The sequence below is a fragment of the Shewanella sp. FDAARGOS_354 genome (assembly GCF_002209245.2).
In the GTDB taxonomy this organism is placed as follows: Bacteria; Pseudomonadota; Gammaproteobacteria; order Enterobacterales; family Shewanellaceae; genus Shewanella; species Shewanella xiamenensis.
Genome location: NZ_CP022089.2, coordinates 2,356,701 through 2,375,044 on the forward strand (window position 1 = coordinate 2,356,701; position 18,344 = coordinate 2,375,044).

Sequence of the window (18,344 nt, forward strand, 5' to 3'; positions counted from 1 at the left end):
CTATGAGTGACGATATCCCCCCGAGTACGAACGCCCAAAAGAAAAGCTGGTTTGACAGAGTAAGTCAGTTATTTCAGGGCGAACCTCAAAATCGCGAAGACTTAGTTGATGTAATTGATGGCGCAGAACAGCGCGAACTGATATCAGAAGACACCCGCGAAATGATTAAAGGTGTATTGGAAGTTTCCGATATGCGTGTTCGGGACATTATGATCCCACGAGCTCAAATTGTCGCGATTCAAATCGACAATACCGTTGAAGAGTTGCTCGCAACTGTTATCGGTTCAGGCCATTCTCGCTTCCCAGTGGTTAACGAAGACAAAGACCATATCGAAGGCATTTTACTGGCTAAAGATTTGATCCCTTATGGTTTCTCAAACAGTGAAGAACCCTTTTCCCTTGAGCGCGTGATCCGCCCAGCGGTTGTTGTGCCAGAGAGTAAACGCGTCGATGTGTTACTCAAAGAATTCCGCTCCCAGCGTTACCATATGGCGATTGTCGTCGATGAATACGGTGGCGTATCCGGTCTGGTAACTATTGAAGATATTCTCGAAGAAATCGTCGGTGAGATTGAAGATGAATTCGATCACGATAGCCCTGAAGACACCGAAATCCGCAAAGTCGGCAATACTGTCTATATGGTGAAGGCGCTTACGCCTATCGAAGATTTTAACGAAGAATTCAACACCCATTTCAGCGATGAAGAGTTTGATACCGTTGGTGGCTTGGTGTCCCATGCCTTTGGCCACTTGCCGGAGCGCAATGAGAGCATCATGATCGAAGGTATTGAATTTAAAGTTATCAACGCCGATACCCGACGTTTAATCCAACTCAGAGTAAAACTCCCCGATCCCAATATCGGTGAAGACGTAGAATAACCCTCTGCGTAAGAATAACTCTCCTTGTAAGAAGAATGATCCGTGCTAACTAACATTCGGGCTTTTGCCCAACAAAAGTCTCGATTGAGTGCGTTACGCCTCGTACTGGCGTTTATTTTAGGCGCCAGTACAGCGCTTTCCTTTGCCCCGTATTCCTTCTGGATCATCTATCCTATCGCCATGGCGTTAGCCCTTTGGCAGAGTGAATCCTTAAGCCCTAAAGCAAGCTTTTTCCATTGGTTAAGCTTTGGTTTTGGCTGTTTTGCCGTTGGGATCAGTTGGGTGCATGTCAGTATGGACACCTTCGGTGGCCTCCCCTTAGCCGCTTCAGTAGGGCTAATGGCGCTGTTAGCACTCTATTTAGCCCTCTATCCAGCCTTAACGGGTCTGGGTTTAGCGTGGTTGACTCGCACTAATACTCCCTCGCTATGGCGTAACCTGCTCTTCTTCCCCGCGCTTTGGGTCTTAACCGAATGGGCCAGAGGCTGGGTGATGACAGGGTTTCCCTGGATCTGGGCCGGCTATTCCCAAACTGAAGGCCCATTAAAGGAACTCGCGAGTATTATTGGCGCCTTAGGATTAAGTTTCATTATCGCCATGGTTGCGGGCGCATTGGCCTTGTGTTTTAGCAAGCGCTACAAAAGTCTGTTGATTTTACTGCCCATCATCGCAGCCGCTACTTGGGTCGCGCCTAAGCTTTCACAAATTAAGCCGACAGGCGAGTCGGTCAAGGTCGCGCTTGTGCAAGGCAATATTCCGCAAAGTATGAAATGGGAACCCGATGCACTCTGGCCAACCCTGTTGAAATACATGGATTTGTCCCGTGAACACTTTGATGCTGACATTATCGTCTGGCCAGAAGCAGCGATCCCAGCGCCAGAATCTATGGTGCAAGACTTTTTGGATAATGCCAATAAAGTGGCCAACCTTAACCACACCTCCATCATTACTGGCATTATCAGTCGTCAACATGACGATTTTTATAATTCACTGATTGTATTAGGTAACCATAATCTGAAACAGCAAGATAGCCCAGATTATGAGAGCGATGGCAGCAACCAGTTTAAAAAGCACCATCTGTTGCCGATTGGTGAGTTTGTGCCCTTTCAAGCCTTACTGCGGCCGATTGCGCCTTTCTTTAATCTGCCCATGTCCTCTTTTGCGCGTGGCGATTATCAACAACCGAACTTGAGCGCGGTAGGCCATAAAATTGCGCCGGCAATTTGTTATGAAATAGCCTTCCCTGAACAATTGCGTGACAGCGTTAATCTCGGGACGGATCTGCTGTTAACCGTCTCCAACGATGCCTGGTTTGGCACCTCAAATGGTCCATTACAACATATGGAAATTGCTCAAATGCGCGCCATTGAGTTAGGGCGTCCTCTGGTTCGCGCCACCAATAATGGTGTAACCGCCGTTGTCGATGAGCATGGCAATATCACAGCTTCTCTGCCGCAATTTGAAACGGGTGTATTGCGAGCCACCATTCCACTGGTTACAGGCCAAACTTGGTTTGCTAAAATCGGCCAAACACCACTGTTAGCCTTATGTGGAGCTCTGCTGTTACTCGGTTTTATCCGTCGTCAAAAGCAGCAACAGAATTTGAAATGATTAATCAGAAACGCACTCAAGGTTTTACCTTAATCGAACTCGTGGTCGTTATCATAGTGCTCGGGATTTTAGCGGTTATCGCCGCGCCGAAATTTATCGGCCTGAGCAAAGAGGCGCGGGAAAAAAGTCTGCTGCAACTCCATGCCAGTGTAAAAGCCGCAAATACCTTAGCCTATTCCAAGACCCAAATGCCCAGCTTACAGAGTCAAGCCGTCGCAGGCCGTGATGATATTATTGACATCGACCTCAATGGTGATGGTGTGGCAGAAACCCGCCTCAAGTGGGGTTATCTGGACAATACCGATATCGAAAAATGGATAGAGAAAGATGATAAACTCGTCATTCAATATCAAGGTATTGATATTACATATATGGCTACGACTTGGATGCTAATACCTTAGTCAACGATGACCAATGTTATTTCCGCTATACCCAAGCAGCCGATGCCAACACACCACCGCTTTACGATATCAATGTCCAAGGCTGTTGATGGCTAATAAAAAACGACGCTAAGCGTCGTTTTTTATTTCTGGCGCATCCACAAGGCTAAGGCGTTAACGCCTCACGGGTAAACTCTTCATGGTCACACTCGGGGCAATCGGGGATCACGCCCGGAAACTCAATACTCATTTCATGGCCACAGTTAGTGCACACCATCACCCCTTGGCTAACAATATCGCCACTCTGGTAATAGCCGTGGTGTTTAAAGTCTTGAGCCAGTTCATGCCATTCCACTTGGCTGCGGTCGGTGATTTCACTTAACCAATGCCAAAGGGTGTTTTCTAGGGTGATCACCGTTGGGCTGTGGCTTAAGCTGTCGGCATTTTGCTCACGCAAAAAGCTGGCAATATCACGCTTTAAGAATTGCTCCACTAAGGCGAGCTCATCTTCCCCCGCTTGTTCTTTGAGGCGTAAAAACTCCTTCCCTTGAGTGACAGACTTAAATAAATTCTTTGCAGTCAGCGAGTTATCTTCCGCAAATTGCGCTTTCACTTCGTTAATTAAGGCTTGATACAGTCCTAGTAGCGCACTACTTCTATCATTCATAACCAATACTCCTTCATAGAACCTTTTTAATGCATCGCTTCTAGTTTATTCTATGCAGATCTTATTCGCGTCGATATGGCGTTAGATCAAATAAATAGGCGGCACTGCCGGAAATAGCGTGATGCAAGAGCAATATAATCCCTCAGAAATTGAAGCCTTAGTGCAAAAGCACTGGCACGACAACAAAACCTTTGAAGTTACTGAAGATGCAAACAAAGAAAAGTTTTATTGCCTTTCGATGTTTCCGTACCCTTCAGGTCGACTCCACATGGGACACGTTCGCAACTATACCATAGGCGATGTGGTTGCCCGCTTCCAGCGTCTTCAAGGCAAAAACGTGCTACAACCTATCGGTTGGGACTCTTTCGGTTTGCCTGCAGAAAACGCCGCAATCAACAACAAAACGGCACCAGCACCATGGACTTATCAAAATATTGAGTACATGAAAAACCAGCTAAAATTGCTGGGTTTTGGCTATGACTGGAGCCGTGAAATCGCCACTTGTACCCCAGAATATTACCGCTGGGAACAATGGTTCTTCACTAAACTGTACGAAAAAGGCTTAGTTTACAAGAAAACAGCTTCTGTTAACTGGTGCCCTAATGATGAAACCGTACTGGCAAACGAGCAGGTACAAGACGGTTGCTGCTGGCGTTGTGATACCCCTGTAGAACAAAAAGAAATTCCACAGTGGTTCATTAAGATCACCGCCTACGCCGAAGAACTATTAAACGATATCGACACCTTAGACGGTTGGCCTGAGCAAGTTAAGACCATGCAGCGCAACTGGATTGGTCGCAGCGAAGGCGTGGAAATGACCTTTGGTGTAGCGGGTAGTGACAAGTCATTCGACATCTACACAACCCGCCCCGATACCCTGATGGGTGTCACCTATGTAGCGATTGCTGCGGGTCACCCATTAGCAGAATTAGCGGCGCAAACTAACCCTGAGCTGGCTGCCTTTATCGATGAGTGCAAAAACAGCACCACGTCAGAAGCCGATTTAGCCACCATGGAAAAACGTGGCGTCGCGACAGGTCTATACGCGATTCACCCCATCACTGGCAAGCAAGTACCCATTTGGGCGGCTAACTTCGTACTAATGAACTATGGCACCGGCGCTGTGATGTCAGTTCCAGGCCACGACCAACGCGATTACGAATTTGCGAAAAAGTACAATCTGCCAATCGAAGCGGTTATCAAACCTGTTGACGGGGAGTTAGACATCAGCGAAGCGGCTTACACCGAAAAAGGCGTGCTGTTTAACTCTGGCGAGTTCGACGGTTTAGACTTTGACGGCGCCTTCAATGCCATCGCCGACAAATTAGTGGCTGAAGGTAAAGGCAAACGCCAAGTAAACTACCGTCTGCGTGACTGGGGTGTATCACGTCAACGTTACTGGGGCGCACCAATTCCTATGGTGACCTTAGCCGACGGCACTGTTATCCCAACACCTGAAGATCAACTGCCGGTGATCCTGCCAGAAGATGTGGTGATGGACGGGATCCAAAGCCCAATCAAGGCCGATAAAGAATGGGCGAAAACCCAAGTTAACGGCCAAGACGCGCTGCGCGAGACTGATACCTTTGATACCTTTATGGAATCTTCATGGTATTACGCCCGTTATTGCAGCCCAAAGGCTGATCAAATGTTAGATCCAACCAAGGCTAACTACTGGTTGCCAGTGGATCAGTACATTGGTGGTATCGAACACGCCTGTATGCACTTGTTATATTTCCGCTTCTTCCACAAGTTGCTGCGTGACGCGGGCCTAGTAAACACTAACGAGCCAGCAAAACAACTGCTGACCCAAGGCATGGTTCTGGCCGATGCCTACTACTACACCAACGATAAAGGTGCCCGTGTATGGGTGTCTCCGCTGGATGTAGTCACTACCGAAAAAGACGACAAGGGCCGAGTGACTAAAGCTATCGATAAAGACGGCAACGAACTGGTTTACACCGGTATGTGCAAAATGTCTAAGTCGAAAAACAACGGTATCGACCCACAGGTAATGGTCGAAAAATACGGTGCCGACACTGTGCGTCTGTTTATGATGTTCGCCTCACCACCAGAATTAACGCTGGAATGGCAAGAGTCTGGCGTTGAAGGCGCGCACCGCTTTATCAAACGTCTGTGGAAACTGGCCAGCGAATATGTGGCGCAGGATAACAGCGAAGCACTAGACGTCAGCAAATTAACAAGCGAGCAAAAAGCACTGCGCCGTGAAGTGCACAAGACTATCGCGAAGGTGACCGATGATATCGGCCGTCGTCAGATGTTCAATACTGCGGTTGCCGCCGTAATGGAACTGATGAACCATCTGCAAAAAGCGCCACAAACCACAGGTCAAGACCGAGCTATTATCGGCGAAGCCTTAACTGCGGTAGTGCGTTTACTGTACCCCATCATCCCGCACGTGAGCTTCACCCTGTGGAATGAGCTGGGAAACACCAACAGTATCGAAGACAGCCAATGGCCAGTTGTGGATGAATCTGCTCTGGTAGAAGACAGCAAGCTCATCGTGGTACAAGTGAACGGTAAAGTGCGCGCTAAGATCACAGTCGCAGCCGATGCTGACCAAGCATCAGTTGAAGCGCTGGGTATGGCGGACGAGCAAGTCATCAAGTACTTAGATGGTGTTACGGTTCGTAAAGTTATCTATGTACCCGGTAAACTGCTCAGCATCGTTGCCAACTAACATCGTTGCTGTGATAAACGGATGCTGTCCACAAGACAAACAGGAAACCGCGAAAACTTATGCTAATTAAACGCTTAGCTTTCGCAATCATGGCGCTGGTTCTTATGACCAGCGCAGGTTGCGGTTTTAAGCTTCAACGTAGCTATCAAATCCCCGAGCAGCTCAATCAACTCAGTTTGAGTAGCTCGGACGAATACAGCGAACTCACCCGTTTGGTGCGTGAGCGGTTACGTTTGAACAACGTCAAGATTGTCGATGCCGCCAATGATGTGCCTGTGTTAAGGCTCATCACCGACTCCTTAGAGCGTTCGACCCTGTCGCTTTACCCTACGGGCAATGTGGCCGAGTATGAGCTTATCTATTTCGTCGAATTTGCCGTGGCCTTGCCGGGCAAAGAGGCGCAGCCTTTCAAGATTGAAATTCGCCGCGATTACTTAGACGACCCTCGCACCGCACTGGCGAAAAGCCGTGAAATGGAACTGTTAGTCAAAGAAATGCGTATCCAGGCGGCCGACCGGATCCTGCAATCCATGGCCAGCACAGAGGTGAATTAATGCAGGGTCCAAATTAATGTGGCACTGCAATAAAATGTGGAGAGTGGTTTAAATGCGTGTTTATCCTGATCAACTCTCCCGCCATCTCAATCCGCTTCACGCTTGCTACCTGATTTTTGGTGATGATCCTTGGTTGCTCGAAACCTCCAAGGATCAGATCCGCCAAGCAGCCAAACGCCAAGGGTTTGAAGAGCGCGTTCAGTTAATTCAAGAAACAGGTTTTAACTGGGGTGACTTGACCCAAGAATGGCAATCCATGAGCCTGTTTTCTAGTCGACGCATCATTGAGCTAACTCTGCCCAACGCAAAACCCGGTGCAGATGGTTCGGCGGCACTACAAGCGTTGCTGCAAACGCCAAATCCTGATGTGTTGCTGATCCTTGAAGGCCCAAAACTCGCCAGCGAGCAAACCAACAGTAAATGGTTCAAAACCTTGGATAGTTTAGGGATTTATTTGCCTTGCACTACGCCAGAGGGCGACCAATTTAGACGTTGGCTCGACTCACGCATTGCGTACTTTAAGCTGAATTTACAGCCCGATGCGCGCGCAATGTTGTACTCCCTCTACGAAGGGAATTTACTCGCCGCCGATCAGGCCATGCAGTTGCTACAACTGTTAAGTCCAAGCAAGCCTATCGGTGCTGACGAGTTAAGCCACTACTTTGAAGATCAGTCCCGCTTTACCGTGTTTCAACTCACCGATGCGCTGCTGAATAATCGCCAAGACAGTGCTCAACATATGCTGGCCCAACTCAACGGTGAAGGCACGGCCATGCCGATTTTACTCTGGGCCTTGTTTAAAGAGCTGCAGCTACTGCTTAGCCTCAAGAGTGAACAGGCCCAAGGCGCGCCCTTAAATAGTCTCTTTGGCAAACATCGAATTTGGGATAAGCGTAAACCGCTGTACCAAACCACGTTGCAGCGTTTAAGCCTCACCCAAATCGAACATATGCTTGCCTTCGCGTCTAAGCTGGAGCTGAACCTAAAGCAATTAGGCCATGAAGATTGGACAGGGCTCAGCCACCTGTGCTTATTATTCGATCCTAAAGCCCACAGTCATCTGGCCCATATCAGCTTAGATTAAGGCGGAGTGTTGATGCGTATCGGTATTTTAGGCGGCACCTTCGACCCCATACATTACGGCCATATTCGCCCCGCGATGGAAGTCAAAGCCAGTCTCAAGCTGGATAAAATCCTGCTGATGCCCAACCATATTCCGCCGCATAAGAACACCACTCACTCGACCACAGCGCAGCGGCTCGAAATGGTCGCGCAGGTATGTGCGAGTTTACCCGGCTTCGAGCTCTGTGATATCGAAGCTAAACGCGACAGTCCATCCTATACGGTTGTCACCCTTAAGCAGTTAACTCGGCTTTATCCCGATGACGAACTGTTTTTTATCATGGGGATGGATTCGTTTATTCATCTGCAAAGCTGGCACCAATGGCAGCAATTGTTTGAATTAGCCAATATCGTAGTATGTCAGCGCCCGGGCTGGCATTTAGCCGAAGGGCACCCGATGCTGCATGAGTTAAACGTACGTCACGCAACGCTTGATGCGTTAAGTCACTCAAGCGCGCCGCAACATGGACGCATCTTTACCGTCGATATCAGCCCACAGGATATTTCGTCCACCCAAATTCGCTCACAACTGGCGATGGGGGAAATTCCACAGGATGCCCTGCTGCCCGTCACTTTAAATTACATTCAAAAACAACGGCTTTATTTTTCCTAGGCCCAAAATCCCGCGCCAATAATACAAACTCGGCCGCTAAGATAATGTATTCCACCGCTTAAGACTGATATACTAGCGCGCTATTTAAAATAAATGAGGTACATCAGCGTGCAGAGCGCCGAATTAAAGCAGTTTGTTGTCGACAAAATCGACGATTTAAAAGCCCGTGACGTCGTGGTTATCGATGTCAGCAACCAATCTAACATCACCGACTATATGGTGATTTGTTCAGGTACATCTAAAACTCACGTGAAAGCGATCGCCGAAAACCTCGTGCTCGAGGCAAAAGCCGCTGGCATTCCACCAATCGGTATCGAAGGCCGCGACAGCAGCGAATGGGTATTGGTGGATATGGGCAACGTGATCCTGCATGTTATGCAAGACCAAACCCGCGATTTCTACCAGCTTGAAAAGCTCTGGTCAGAAAAGCAAGCCTAATGAAGTTGCAACTTATCGCAGTAGGGACACGGATGCCCGATTGGGTCACCCGCGGCTTTGAAGAGTACCAACGCCGCTTCCCCCGAGATATGGCGCTGGAACTGATTGAAATCCCTGCCGGCAAGCGCGGAAAAAACGCTGATATCGTTCGTATCCTGCAAAAGGAAGGCGAGCAAATGTTAGCGGCTATCCCTAAGGGCAATCATATTGTCACCTTAGATCTTCCCGGCAAAAACTGGACTACGCCAGAATTGGCGACCGCCATGAACAAATGGCAACTCGATGGCCGTGATGTGAGCTTACTGGTTGGCGGCCCCGAAGGCTTAGCGCCCGCCTGTAAGGAAGCCGCCCATCAGAGTTGGTGCCTGTCGGCATTAACCCTGCCCCATCCTTTGGTGCGGATTGTGGTTGCCGAAAGCTTATACCGCGCGTGGAGCGTGAACACCAATCACCCTTATCACAGAGAATAGCGGGATCTTGATGTTAACGAGTGTCAACCACCCGGATGGGATCAGCTGGAGATAGCCTAAGTGTCGCCAAAAAAGCGGATAACCATGCACGACCACGCCGCCGAGGCGTCACTGTTTAAGCGCCGTGCGCTGTTCACTTTTTTTTGTGTTGTCGCCCTCTTGAGCGTGTTGGTGACTAATCTTTATCACCTTCAGGTTGAATCCTATAAAGATTACGCGACACGTTCTAATGACAACCGTATTCGCGTCGTGCCCATCGCCCCAAGCCGTGGCCTGATTTACGACAGAAACGGCGTACTCCTCGCCGAAAACCAACCCTTTTACTCCCTCGATCTGGTTCCAGAGAAAATTGCCAATATGTCCGAGACTTTGGACGAGCTAGGCAAGTTAATCGAGATCACCCCAGATGAGCGCGAAACCTTTACCGACGCTTTAAAGTTTCACCGCCGCTTTAAGCCGCTTACCCTTAAAAATCAGCTGACTGAAGAGCAAGTTGCGATTTTTAGCGTGAACCAGCATCGCTTTCCTGGGATTTCCGTCGAGGCGGGTTTAAAGCGTAACTACCCCTATGCGAGCCAGCTCACCCATGTGCTGGGCTATGTGGGCAAAATCAACACCCGTGATCGCGCCCAATTGGAGCGTAACGATCAATGGAAGAACTATGCTGCCACCAAGGATATTGGTAAGCAAGGCATTGAAAAATTTTATGAATCTCTGCTGCACGGCACGCCTGGTCACCTCGAAGAAGAAGTGAACAACCGCGGCCGGACTATCCGCACGCTTAAAATCGTGCCGCCGGAGCCTGGGCAAGATATTTACTTAACTCTCGATTTACAATTACAGCAAAAAGCCGTGGAACTACTCCAAGGCCATAAAGGCTCAATCGTCGCTATCGATCCAAGAGATGGCGGGATTTTAGCTTTAGTGTCGAGCCCAAGTTACGATCCCAACCAGTTCGTGCAAGGGATTAACAGCAAGGATTACAGTGATTTATTGAATGACAAATCACGTCCGCTGATTAACCGCGCTACCCAAGGCCAATATGCGCCCGCATCAACGATTAAACCTATTATTGCCCTACTGGGACTTGATGAAAAAGCCGTGACCGAACACACCCGTATTTGGGACCCTGGTTTTTGGCAAATCCCAGGGGTTGAGCGTAAATATCGCGACTGGAAACGCTGGGGCCATGGCTGGGTTAACGTCTATAGTGCTATCGTGGAATCCTGCGATACCTACTTCTATGAATTAGCTTATAAAATCGGTGTTGATCCCATAGCCCGTTTTATGGAGCAATTCGGCTTTGGCCAAAATACTGGTGTCGATATTTTCGAAGAATCAGCGGGCAATATGCCGTCGAAAGAATGGAAGCGCTTAAAATACAATCAAGCTTGGTACATAGGTGACACCATTTCAGTCGGTATCGGTCAAGGTTACTGGACCGCAACTCCGTTACAACTGGCCAATGCTACCGCTATTCTCGCCAATAAGGGCCGCCGTTTTCCGCCGCACTTATTAAGATCGATTAAAGATAATACGGCCAAAATTGACTCGCCGATTAACGAGTTACCACCGATTGAGCTTAAAAATCCGCGCAACTGGAATATCATTAACGAAGCCATGCGCCAAACCGCCCATAAGTCTCGCTTCACCGACGCAAGCTATACCGCGGCGATGAAAACCGGTACGGCGCAGGTGATTGGCGTGGCCGAAAACACGAAATACGATGCTAATAAGATTGCCGAGCATTTCCGCGATAATGCCCTCGTCGTCGCCTACGCGCCCTTTGAAGATCCGAAAATCGTGCTGGCTGTGGTAATGGAAAACGCCGGCTGGGGTGGCGCAAACGCTGGCCCCGTCGCTCGCGCTATGCTCGATGAATATATGCTCAGAGACACTTGGAAACCAACGCCATGAGTGCCCATCAACGTCAAAATATCTGGCAACGATTACATATCGACCTGCCCCTGTTGCTCGGCCTATTGGCTGTAATGGGCTTTGGCCTATTTGTTATCTATTCCGCCAGTGGTGAAGATCTTGGCATGATGGAACGCCAACTGTTTAGGATGTTTTTATCCCTGGGCATCATGTTTACCATGGCGCAAATTAATCCTGAGGCGCTAAAACGCTGGGCATTACCCATTTACCTTGCAGGCATTGTGTTACTGCTTGGGGTGCATTTTTTTGGGGAGATTAACAAAGGGGCACAACGCTGGTTGAACTTAGGCTTTATGGAGTTTCAACCATCTGAACTGATTAAGCTCGCCTTCCCCATTACTATGGCTTGGTATATCAGTAAATTCCCACTACCGCCCAAAAAACGCTATCTAGCGGGCGCAGGTGTCATTCTACTGATACCCACATTATTAATTGCTAAACAACCCGATCTCGGCACTTCTATTTTAGTTGCGGCATCAGGTATTTTCGTACTGTTTTTATCGGGTATGAGCTGGGTGATTGTGGGCGGTTTTATTGCCGCCGTGTTGGCATTTTTGCCTATTCTCTGGTACTTCCTAATGCACGATTACCAAAGAACCCGCGTCTTGACCCTACTCGATCCAGAACAAGATCCCCTCGGTGCGGGTTACCACATTATCCAATCGAAAATTGCTATTGGCTCAGGTGGCCTCTGGGGTAAAGGTTGGCTCGATGGCACTCAATCCCAATTAGAATTTATCCCCGAACGTCACACCGACTTTATCTTTGCGGTGATCGGTGAAGAATTTGGTCTGATAGGTAGCATTATCCTGCTCCTGATGTATCTCTACATCATCGGACGCGGCTTAGTCATTGCCTCTCGGGCGCAAACCAGCTTTGCCAGACTCCTTGCCGGCAGTATCACATTGACTTTCTTCGTTTATGTTTTTGTGAATATTGGTATGGTTTCAGGTATCCTGCCTGTGGTGGGTGTACCTTTACCCCTTGTCAGTTATGGTGGCACATCAATGCTGACATTGATGACAGGGTTTGGCATTCTTATGAGCATTCATACCCATAGACGTTTTGTAGATAGATAATTTTTAGGGACTTCTTAATGCCGATTCTTCGAGCTTGTTTGGCTCCACTGGCAATGCTTTGCCTCAGTTCATACCTTATTGGCTGTTCAACCGCTAACGAGTCCGCGACAACACAGCCAAGTGCCGCCGTGACCACACAGGCTCCCACACCGGTATTAACCGAGGCACCAGTATTACCTGAGGCCTTAAAGGCTGAGTTTATCAAAACCCAAATGGCACAAGGCTTTACCCAAGCCGAAGTCGAAAATTTCTTGGCCAAAGCCAACTACAACCAAGCCGTTATCGATGCGATTTCGCGTCCTTGGGAAGCGAAACCTTGGCATCAGTATTATCCGATTTTCTTAACCGAAAAACGCCTCAACGCAGGTCTGGCCTTCTGGAAAAAACACGAGGCGACGATTGCCAAAGCCGCCACTAAGTACCAAGTCGAACCACAAATTATTGTGGCTATTATTGGTATCGAAACTTTCTATGGCCAGTACACGGGTAATTATCCGGTTATCGACGCACTCTATACCTTAGGATTTTATTACGAGCCAAGAGCCACCTTCTTCCGCAAGGAATTTGGTGAATTAATGAGGCTGGTAAAAGAAGAACACTTAGATATCAATAACCTCAAAGGCTCCTACGCTGGCGCCATGGGCTTTGGTCAGTTTATTCCTTCAAGTTACCGCCACTATGCTGTGGATTTTGATGGCAGCGGCAACCGTGATTTACTCCAGAGTCCAGAGGACGCCATTGGCAGTGTTGCCAATTACTTCCATGAACATGGCTGGCAATTGCATGCCCCCGTTGCTTTACCCTTAGTGAATAGCAGTGCCAATACACCTAAAGCCAAAGTGTGGGCAGGCGAGAAGTTACAATACAAGGTCTCTGATATTCTCTCCCCGAGCTTATCGCTAGCCAACGCCCGCGATTTAGATGCCTCGCAAAAAGCCATGCTTATCGAGCTAGAACAAGTGGGAAGTAAAGATTACTGGTTAGGGCTCAATAATTTTTATGTAATCACCCGTTATAACCGTAGCCCCTTGTATTCCATGGCTGTTTATCAATTTAGCCAACAACTGAAGCAACAACATGACGCTAAAAAATAATCTTTTATCGCTTTTGATGCTCGGCTGCTGTTTTGCGCTCGCGGCCTGCTCGAGTTCTAACTCTGGCTCAGCCAGCGTGAAGAATAAGAATATGGATCCCAATAAGGGCCGCTACGCGCTTAAAAACGATAAGATGCCCCTTAATCCACCCAATGTAGATCATGTACCGAATGCGACCCCAAAATATGAACCCTATAGCCGCCGCGGTAACAAACCCTATACGGTTTATGGTGAGTCCTATACGGTATTAGACTCGGGGGAAGGCTTTTCCGAAATGGGTCGCGCCTCATGGTACGGCGAAAAATTCCACGGTTATGAGACATCCAATGGTGAACCCTACGATATGTTCGGCATGTCTGGTGCCCATAAGACCCTACCCCTACCAAGCTACGCTCGCGTCACTAACTTAGATAACAATAAGCAGGTGATTATTCGCATTAATGATCGCGGTCCGTTCCACTCTGACCGGATTTTAGACTTATCCTATGCCGCCGCCTATAAGCTTGGTATGCTAGGCACAGGCACGGCACGCATAAAACTGGATGTCATCTATATTGGCAATAAAACCGCAACCCAATCGGCAATAGCCAATATTCAATCCTCAGGAAACCACTATATACAGTTAGTGGCTTCGAAGGATAAACAGCGACTCCATAAAATAGCGAAGGATCTGGAGAAGAAATATCAGGTCAAGACTCGTGTACAACCGGCAAACAATATGTTTAGACTACAGCTCGGTCCGATTGGTCAAACGGAGCTTGCCGACCGATTACTCATTAAAGTGAAACAAGATGGCTATCCCGAAGGCTATATGGTTTTGGAATAGTGAACACTCACATTATGGAGTCAATTTAGCTTAAAAATACCGCAGATGAAGGAACCTTCACTGAAAACCTTTGTCGAAGGGTGGTATACTCGCGAAACTATTTTGCCTTTTCTTTCAATACAACCAAAAAGACGTGCTAAGTTAATGATGAATTTTGTAAAAAGTCCCATTAAGACATTGCTGCTAATTTCGAGTGTTTCTCTTCCTGTTTATGCTGCGCAGCCGATTGTTACCCCTGATGCACCAACCGTGGCCGCCAAGGCTTACATCTTGATGGATTATAATTCAGGCCAAATCATTGCCGAAGAAAATGCATACGAGAGTTTAAACCCCGCCAGCTTAACGAAGATGATGACCAGCTATGTGATTGGTCAGGAAATTAAAGCCGGTAACGTATCTCCCGATGATGATGTCACCATCAGTAAAAATGCTTGGTCGAAGAACTTCTCTGACTCATCGAAAATGTTTATCGAAGTGGGTAAAACCGTAAAAGTTTCTGACTTAAACCGCGGCATCATCATTCAATCCGGTAACGATGCTTGTGTCGCGATGGCCGAACATATTGCGGGTACTGAAGGCGCCTTTGTTGACATGATGAACTCGTGGGCAAAGCAGCTTGGTATGCGTGATAGCTACTTTGAAAACTCCCATGGCCTAGATTCAGAGAACCATAAAACGACGGCCTATGATATGGCACTTTTAGGTGCAGCACTCATTCGTGACGTGCCAGAAGAATACCGTGTCTACAGCGAAAAATACTATACTTTCAACGGTATCAAACAATATAACCGTAATGGTCTGCTGTGGGATAACAGCATGAATGTAGATGGTATCAAAACCGGCCACACTTCTGGAGCAGGTTATAACTTAGTCGCTTCTGCAACTAAGGACGGTATGCGTTTGATTTCAGTGGTATTAGGCACTCAAAGTGAAGCCGCTCGTAAAGCCGAAAGTAAAAAACTACTGACCTATGGTTTCCGCTTCTTCGAAACAGTGACCCCTTACAAGGCCGGCGACAGCTTCGTGACGCAAAAAATTTGGTACGGTGATAAGAGTACCGTCGATTTAGGTGTCGCTACAGATGCACCAGTTACCGTCAGCCGTGGCCGTGCAAAAGACTTAAAAGCCAACTTCGAACTGACTAAGCCACTGGACGCACCACTGAAAAAAGGTGAAACAGTGGGTCGTTTATACTTCCAGTTAGATGGCAAAGATATTGCGCAATTCCCGCTAGTCACCTTACAAGAAGTCAACGAAGGCAGCTGGTTCAGCAAATTAGTTGATTACTTTAAGCAACTGTTTTCTGGTTGGTTTAGCTAATCCGGCTCACAAAACTCAGCCACCTTCGGGTGGCTTTGTTGTTTTTGGGGGAGTATCGCCCTTGAATCGGGTATAATCGCCACCATATAGTTCCTATTAAAATGGTTATTGAGCACGACTATGTTAAACACAAAATTTGATGAACTCATGGAGTTTCCCTGCGCCTTCCCATTCAAAGTGGTTGGCGATGCCCACGAAACCTTAACGGATAGAGTGGTTGCGGTAGTGCAAAAACACGCTCCAGGTGATTATTCACCAACAGTTAAAGCCTCGAGCAAAGGGAGCTACTATTCAGTCACTATCCGTGTCACTGTGACCAGCAAAGATCATATCGAAATACTGTACACTGAGCTTGCCGGTATCGAAGGCGTTCGCCGCGTACTATAAGTATTCCTCAAGGCTATAAAATGTGATCTATCTTACATTTATGGCCAAGAGGCGTATAATAGCGCCACTCAATTATAGGGGAGAGGTTGCCCTTGCAAGACACCACTTTGCATATTCGGCATCTGGGACAGCAGGATTATGAGTCTGTGTGGCATGCAATGCAGCATTACACCGACACTCGTAACAGCGACAGTCCAGACGAACTGTGGATCGTTGAACATCCACCCGTATTTACCCAAGGCCAAGCCGGTAAAAGCGAACATATTTTGAATCCGGGCGATATTCCCGTGATCCAAGTGGATCGTGGTGGTCAAGTCACTTACCACGGACCAGGACAATTAGTTGTCTACCCTCTCCTCGATATTAAACGCAGTAAAGTGGGTGTCCGCCAACTTGTGACCCATATCGAGCAAAGCATTATCGATATGCTCGCCAAATACGCTATCAATGCCTACGCCAAGGCCGATGCGCCGGGCGTGTATGTGGATGAGCGCAAAATTGCCTCTTTAGGTCTTAGGATCCGTAAAGGCTGTTCATTCCATGGCTTAGCACTGAATGTGGATATGGATCTAGCGCCGTTTCGACGCATTAACCCCTGTGGTTATGCTGGTCTTGAGATGGTGCAATGTAAGGAACTTGGCGGCCCACAAACCGTGATTGAAGCAGGCGAGCAACTCATTATTACCTTTAGCCAACTACTGGGCTACCAACATCTAGTTCATCATCAAGGATTAGCAGCGTCATGAATAGGCCTGAACGTTTACAACCCGGAGTCAAATTAAGAGATGCCGATAAAGTCTCGCGCATTCCGGTTAAAATCGTGCCCTCTGAGCGCGAAACCATGTTACGCAAACCCGATTGGTTAAGGGTTAAACTGCCCGCGTCTAACCAACGCATTCTCGATATTAAGCAAGCGTTACGCGCTAACGGCCTGCACTCGGTCTGTGAAGAAGCTTCTTGTCCTAACTTGGCAGAATGTTTTAACCATGGCACCGCGACCTTTATGATTTTGGGCGCAATTTGTACTCGCCGCTGCCCATTCTGCGACGTGGCCCATGGTCGTCCACTCAAGCCCGATGCGGAAGAGCCTGTTAAATTGGCTCAAACCATCCGTGATATGAAGCTAAAATACGTGGTAATCACCTCGGTTGACCGCGATGATTTGCGTGATGGCGGTGCCCAGCACTTTGCCGACTGTATCCGTGAGATCCGTAAGCTCAATCCCGAGATTAAGATTGAGATCTTAGTGCCCGATTTCCGTGGCCGTATCGACGCCGCCCTCGACATTCTGTCGACCGAGCCGCCTGATGTGTTCAACCACAACCTAGAAACTGCGCCTATGCATTATCGCAAAGCGCGTCCAGGTGCGAACTATCAATGGTCACTCGACCTACTGAAGCGCTTTAAAGAGCGTCATCCCAATGTGCCGACAAAATCGGGACTGATGATGGGGCTAGGTGAAACCAACGAAGAAATCGCCCAAGTACTGCGCGACTTACGTGAGCACAAGGTTGAAATGTTGACCTTAGGCCAATATCTGCAACCGTCTAAGTTCCATCTGCCGGTTGAGCGTTACGTCTCACCAGCCGAGTTTGATGAGCTTAAAGCCCTTGCCGATGAGCTAGGCTTTACCCATGCTGCTTGTGGTCCATTAGTGCGTTCAAGCTACCATGCAGACTTGCAAGCTCAAGGTAAAGAAGTGAAGTAACCTTCGCTTTATTAGCCCCATAAAAAACAGCGCTAAGGCGCTGTTTTTTTTTATATCTACTTTGAAAACCTTAAACCGTTTCGATTAAGGCTAAATCCATCAAAATCGCATCTTCTTTGCCCTCTGCCAAAGGATAATAGCCTTTGCGACGACCGGTTTCGACAAAGCCCCGCTTCTGATAGAGTGCGCGCGCGGCAAGATTTGATTCGCGAACCTCCAGCATCAGCACCACCGCCTTGGCAGCCTTAGCGCAGTCGACAACCGCCGTGAGTAGCAGATGCCCATATCCTCGCCCTTGTTGTTCTGGCGGCAAACAAATATCCAGCAGCGTTGCCTCATCGACAATCTGCTGCACAATCGCGAAGCCGAGCAACTCATCACGTTGCATTAACCCAATAACGCGGTACAAGTGGCCAAAACAATCGGCAAGGTTATTCTCACTCATAGGATGGGAATGAGCACTCGCTTCAATGCGCGCCATTTGACTCACATCGGTTGGCGTCAGAAGCACGATTTGCAATGATTCGTTAAGGGTATTAAGGACTTGATGACTCACGG

The 18,344-nt window shown here is 48.1% G+C and carries 18 protein-coding genes and 1 pseudogene; 17 read left to right on the plus strand and 2 right to left on the minus strand.

Annotated elements, in window-relative coordinates:
* The first annotated feature begins 2 nt into the window (after positions 1 to 2).
* From corC to CEQ32_RS23275, 3 genes and pseudogenes are all read left to right on the plus strand, one after another.
* The gene (gene corC / locus CEQ32_RS10700; protein WP_055648088.1) at positions 3 to 878 is read left to right on the plus strand and encodes a CNNM family magnesium/cobalt transport protein CorC; all 876 of its coding nucleotides are present in this window, start codon (positions 3 to 5) and stop codon (positions 876 to 878) included.
* A gap of 42 nt (positions 879 to 920) precedes the next feature.
* The gene (gene lnt, locus CEQ32_RS10705) at positions 921 to 2,489 is read left to right on the plus strand and encodes an apolipoprotein N-acyltransferase (RefSeq protein WP_055648087.1); all 1,569 of its coding nucleotides are present in this window, start codon (positions 921 to 923) and stop codon (positions 2,487 to 2,489) included.
* A pseudogene (locus CEQ32_RS23275) lies at positions 2,486 to 2,979 on the plus strand (type II secretion system protein). Before lnt ends, CEQ32_RS23275 begins: the two are co-directional and overlap by 4 nt.
* Before the next feature lie 56 nt (positions 2,980 to 3,035).
* On the opposite strand, the gene CEQ32_RS10715 reads toward CEQ32_RS23275, so the two are convergent.
* A complete protein-coding gene (locus tag CEQ32_RS10715) occupies positions 3,036 to 3,536 on the minus strand; it encodes a zinc ribbon-containing protein (RefSeq protein WP_023268299.1) in 501 nt (166 codons plus the stop codon).
* 121 nt (positions 3,537 to 3,657) lie between these two features.
* Between CEQ32_RS10715 and leuS the strand changes: the two genes are divergently transcribed.
* The 14 genes from leuS (at position 3,658) to lipA (ending at position 17,786) form a co-directional block, all read left to right on the plus strand.
* A complete protein-coding gene (gene leuS / locus CEQ32_RS10720; protein WP_047536928.1) occupies positions 3,658 to 6,237 on the plus strand; it encodes a leucine--tRNA ligase in 2,580 nt (859 codons plus the stop codon).
* Between the two features lie 59 nt (positions 6,238 to 6,296).
* Positions 6,297 to 6,791, plus strand: a complete 495-nt coding sequence (lptE, locus tag CEQ32_RS10725) for an LPS assembly lipoprotein LptE (protein WP_055648086.1) — start codon at positions 6,297 to 6,299, stop codon at positions 6,789 to 6,791.
* Positions 6,792 to 6,843: 52 nt separating this feature from the next.
* On the plus strand, positions 6,844 to 7,875 hold the full coding sequence (gene holA / locus CEQ32_RS10730; protein WP_055648085.1) for a DNA polymerase III subunit delta: 1,032 nt from the start codon (positions 6,844 to 6,846) through the stop codon (positions 7,873 to 7,875).
* A 12-nt stretch (positions 7,876 to 7,887) separates the two neighbouring features.
* Positions 7,888 to 8,526, plus strand: coding sequence for a nicotinate-nucleotide adenylyltransferase (gene nadD / locus CEQ32_RS10735; RefSeq protein WP_055648084.1), 639 nt, complete (start codon positions 7,888 to 7,890; stop codon positions 8,524 to 8,526).
* A 108-nt stretch (positions 8,527 to 8,634) separates the two neighbouring features.
* Entirely contained in the window at positions 8,635 to 8,964 is a 330-nt protein-coding gene (gene rsfS, locus CEQ32_RS10740; RefSeq protein WP_037430791.1) for a ribosome silencing factor, read from the plus strand.
* Entirely contained in the window at positions 8,964 to 9,434 is a 471-nt protein-coding gene (gene rlmH / locus CEQ32_RS10745; protein ID WP_011621784.1) for a 23S rRNA (pseudouridine(1915)-N(3))-methyltransferase RlmH, read from the plus strand. The genes rsfS and rlmH overlap by 1 nt, the downstream gene beginning before the upstream one ends.
* A gap of 60 nt (positions 9,435 to 9,494) precedes the next feature.
* Positions 9,495 to 11,351, plus strand: coding sequence for a penicillin-binding protein 2 (mrdA, locus tag CEQ32_RS10750; RefSeq protein WP_055648083.1), 1,857 nt, complete (start codon positions 9,495 to 9,497; stop codon positions 11,349 to 11,351).
* Positions 11,348 to 12,451: a rod shape-determining protein RodA gene (gene rodA / locus CEQ32_RS10755; protein ID WP_037415160.1), complete on the plus strand. Its 1,104-nt coding sequence runs from the start codon at positions 11,348 to 11,350 to the stop codon at positions 12,449 to 12,451. Before mrdA ends, rodA begins: the two co-directional genes overlap by 4 nt.
* A 17-nt stretch (positions 12,452 to 12,468) precedes the next feature.
* A complete protein-coding gene (mltB, locus tag CEQ32_RS10760) occupies positions 12,469 to 13,545 on the plus strand; it encodes a lytic murein transglycosylase B (RefSeq protein WP_088585997.1) in 1,077 nt (358 codons plus the stop codon).
* A complete protein-coding gene (locus CEQ32_RS10765) occupies positions 13,529 to 14,371 on the plus strand; it encodes a septal ring lytic transglycosylase RlpA family protein (RefSeq protein ID WP_037415153.1) in 843 nt (280 codons plus the stop codon). Before mltB ends, CEQ32_RS10765 begins: the two co-directional genes overlap by 17 nt.
* A gap of 144 nt (positions 14,372 to 14,515) precedes the next feature.
* Positions 14,516 to 15,691: a serine hydrolase gene (locus tag CEQ32_RS10770; protein ID WP_037430803.1), complete on the plus strand. Its 1,176-nt coding sequence runs from the start codon at positions 14,516 to 14,518 to the stop codon at positions 15,689 to 15,691.
* Positions 15,692 to 15,811: 120 nt separating this feature from the next.
* Positions 15,812 to 16,078, plus strand: a complete 267-nt coding sequence (gene ybeD, locus CEQ32_RS10775; RefSeq protein WP_037415150.1) for a DUF493 family protein YbeD — start codon at positions 15,812 to 15,814, stop codon at positions 16,076 to 16,078.
* A gap of 92 nt (positions 16,079 to 16,170) precedes the next feature.
* Positions 16,171 to 16,824 (plus strand): lipoyl(octanoyl) transferase LipB, encoded by a 654-nt coding sequence (lipB, locus tag CEQ32_RS10780; RefSeq protein WP_088586977.1) that lies wholly within the window; start codon positions 16,171 to 16,173, stop codon positions 16,822 to 16,824.
* Positions 16,821 to 17,786: a lipoyl synthase gene (lipA, locus tag CEQ32_RS10785; protein WP_023268311.1), complete on the plus strand. Its 966-nt coding sequence runs from the start codon at positions 16,821 to 16,823 to the stop codon at positions 17,784 to 17,786. Before lipB ends, lipA begins: the two co-directional genes overlap by 4 nt.
* 70 nt (positions 17,787 to 17,856) lie before the next feature.
* Here the strand turns inward: lipA and rimI are convergent, their stop codons facing one another.
* Positions 17,857 to 18,306 carry a ribosomal protein S18-alanine N-acetyltransferase gene (rimI, locus tag CEQ32_RS10790; protein WP_181159776.1) on the minus strand — a complete coding sequence of 150 codons (450 nt, stop codon included), beginning with the start codon at positions 18,304 to 18,306 and terminating at the stop codon, positions 17,857 to 17,859.
* Positions 18,307 to 18,344 lie beyond the last annotated feature (38 nt).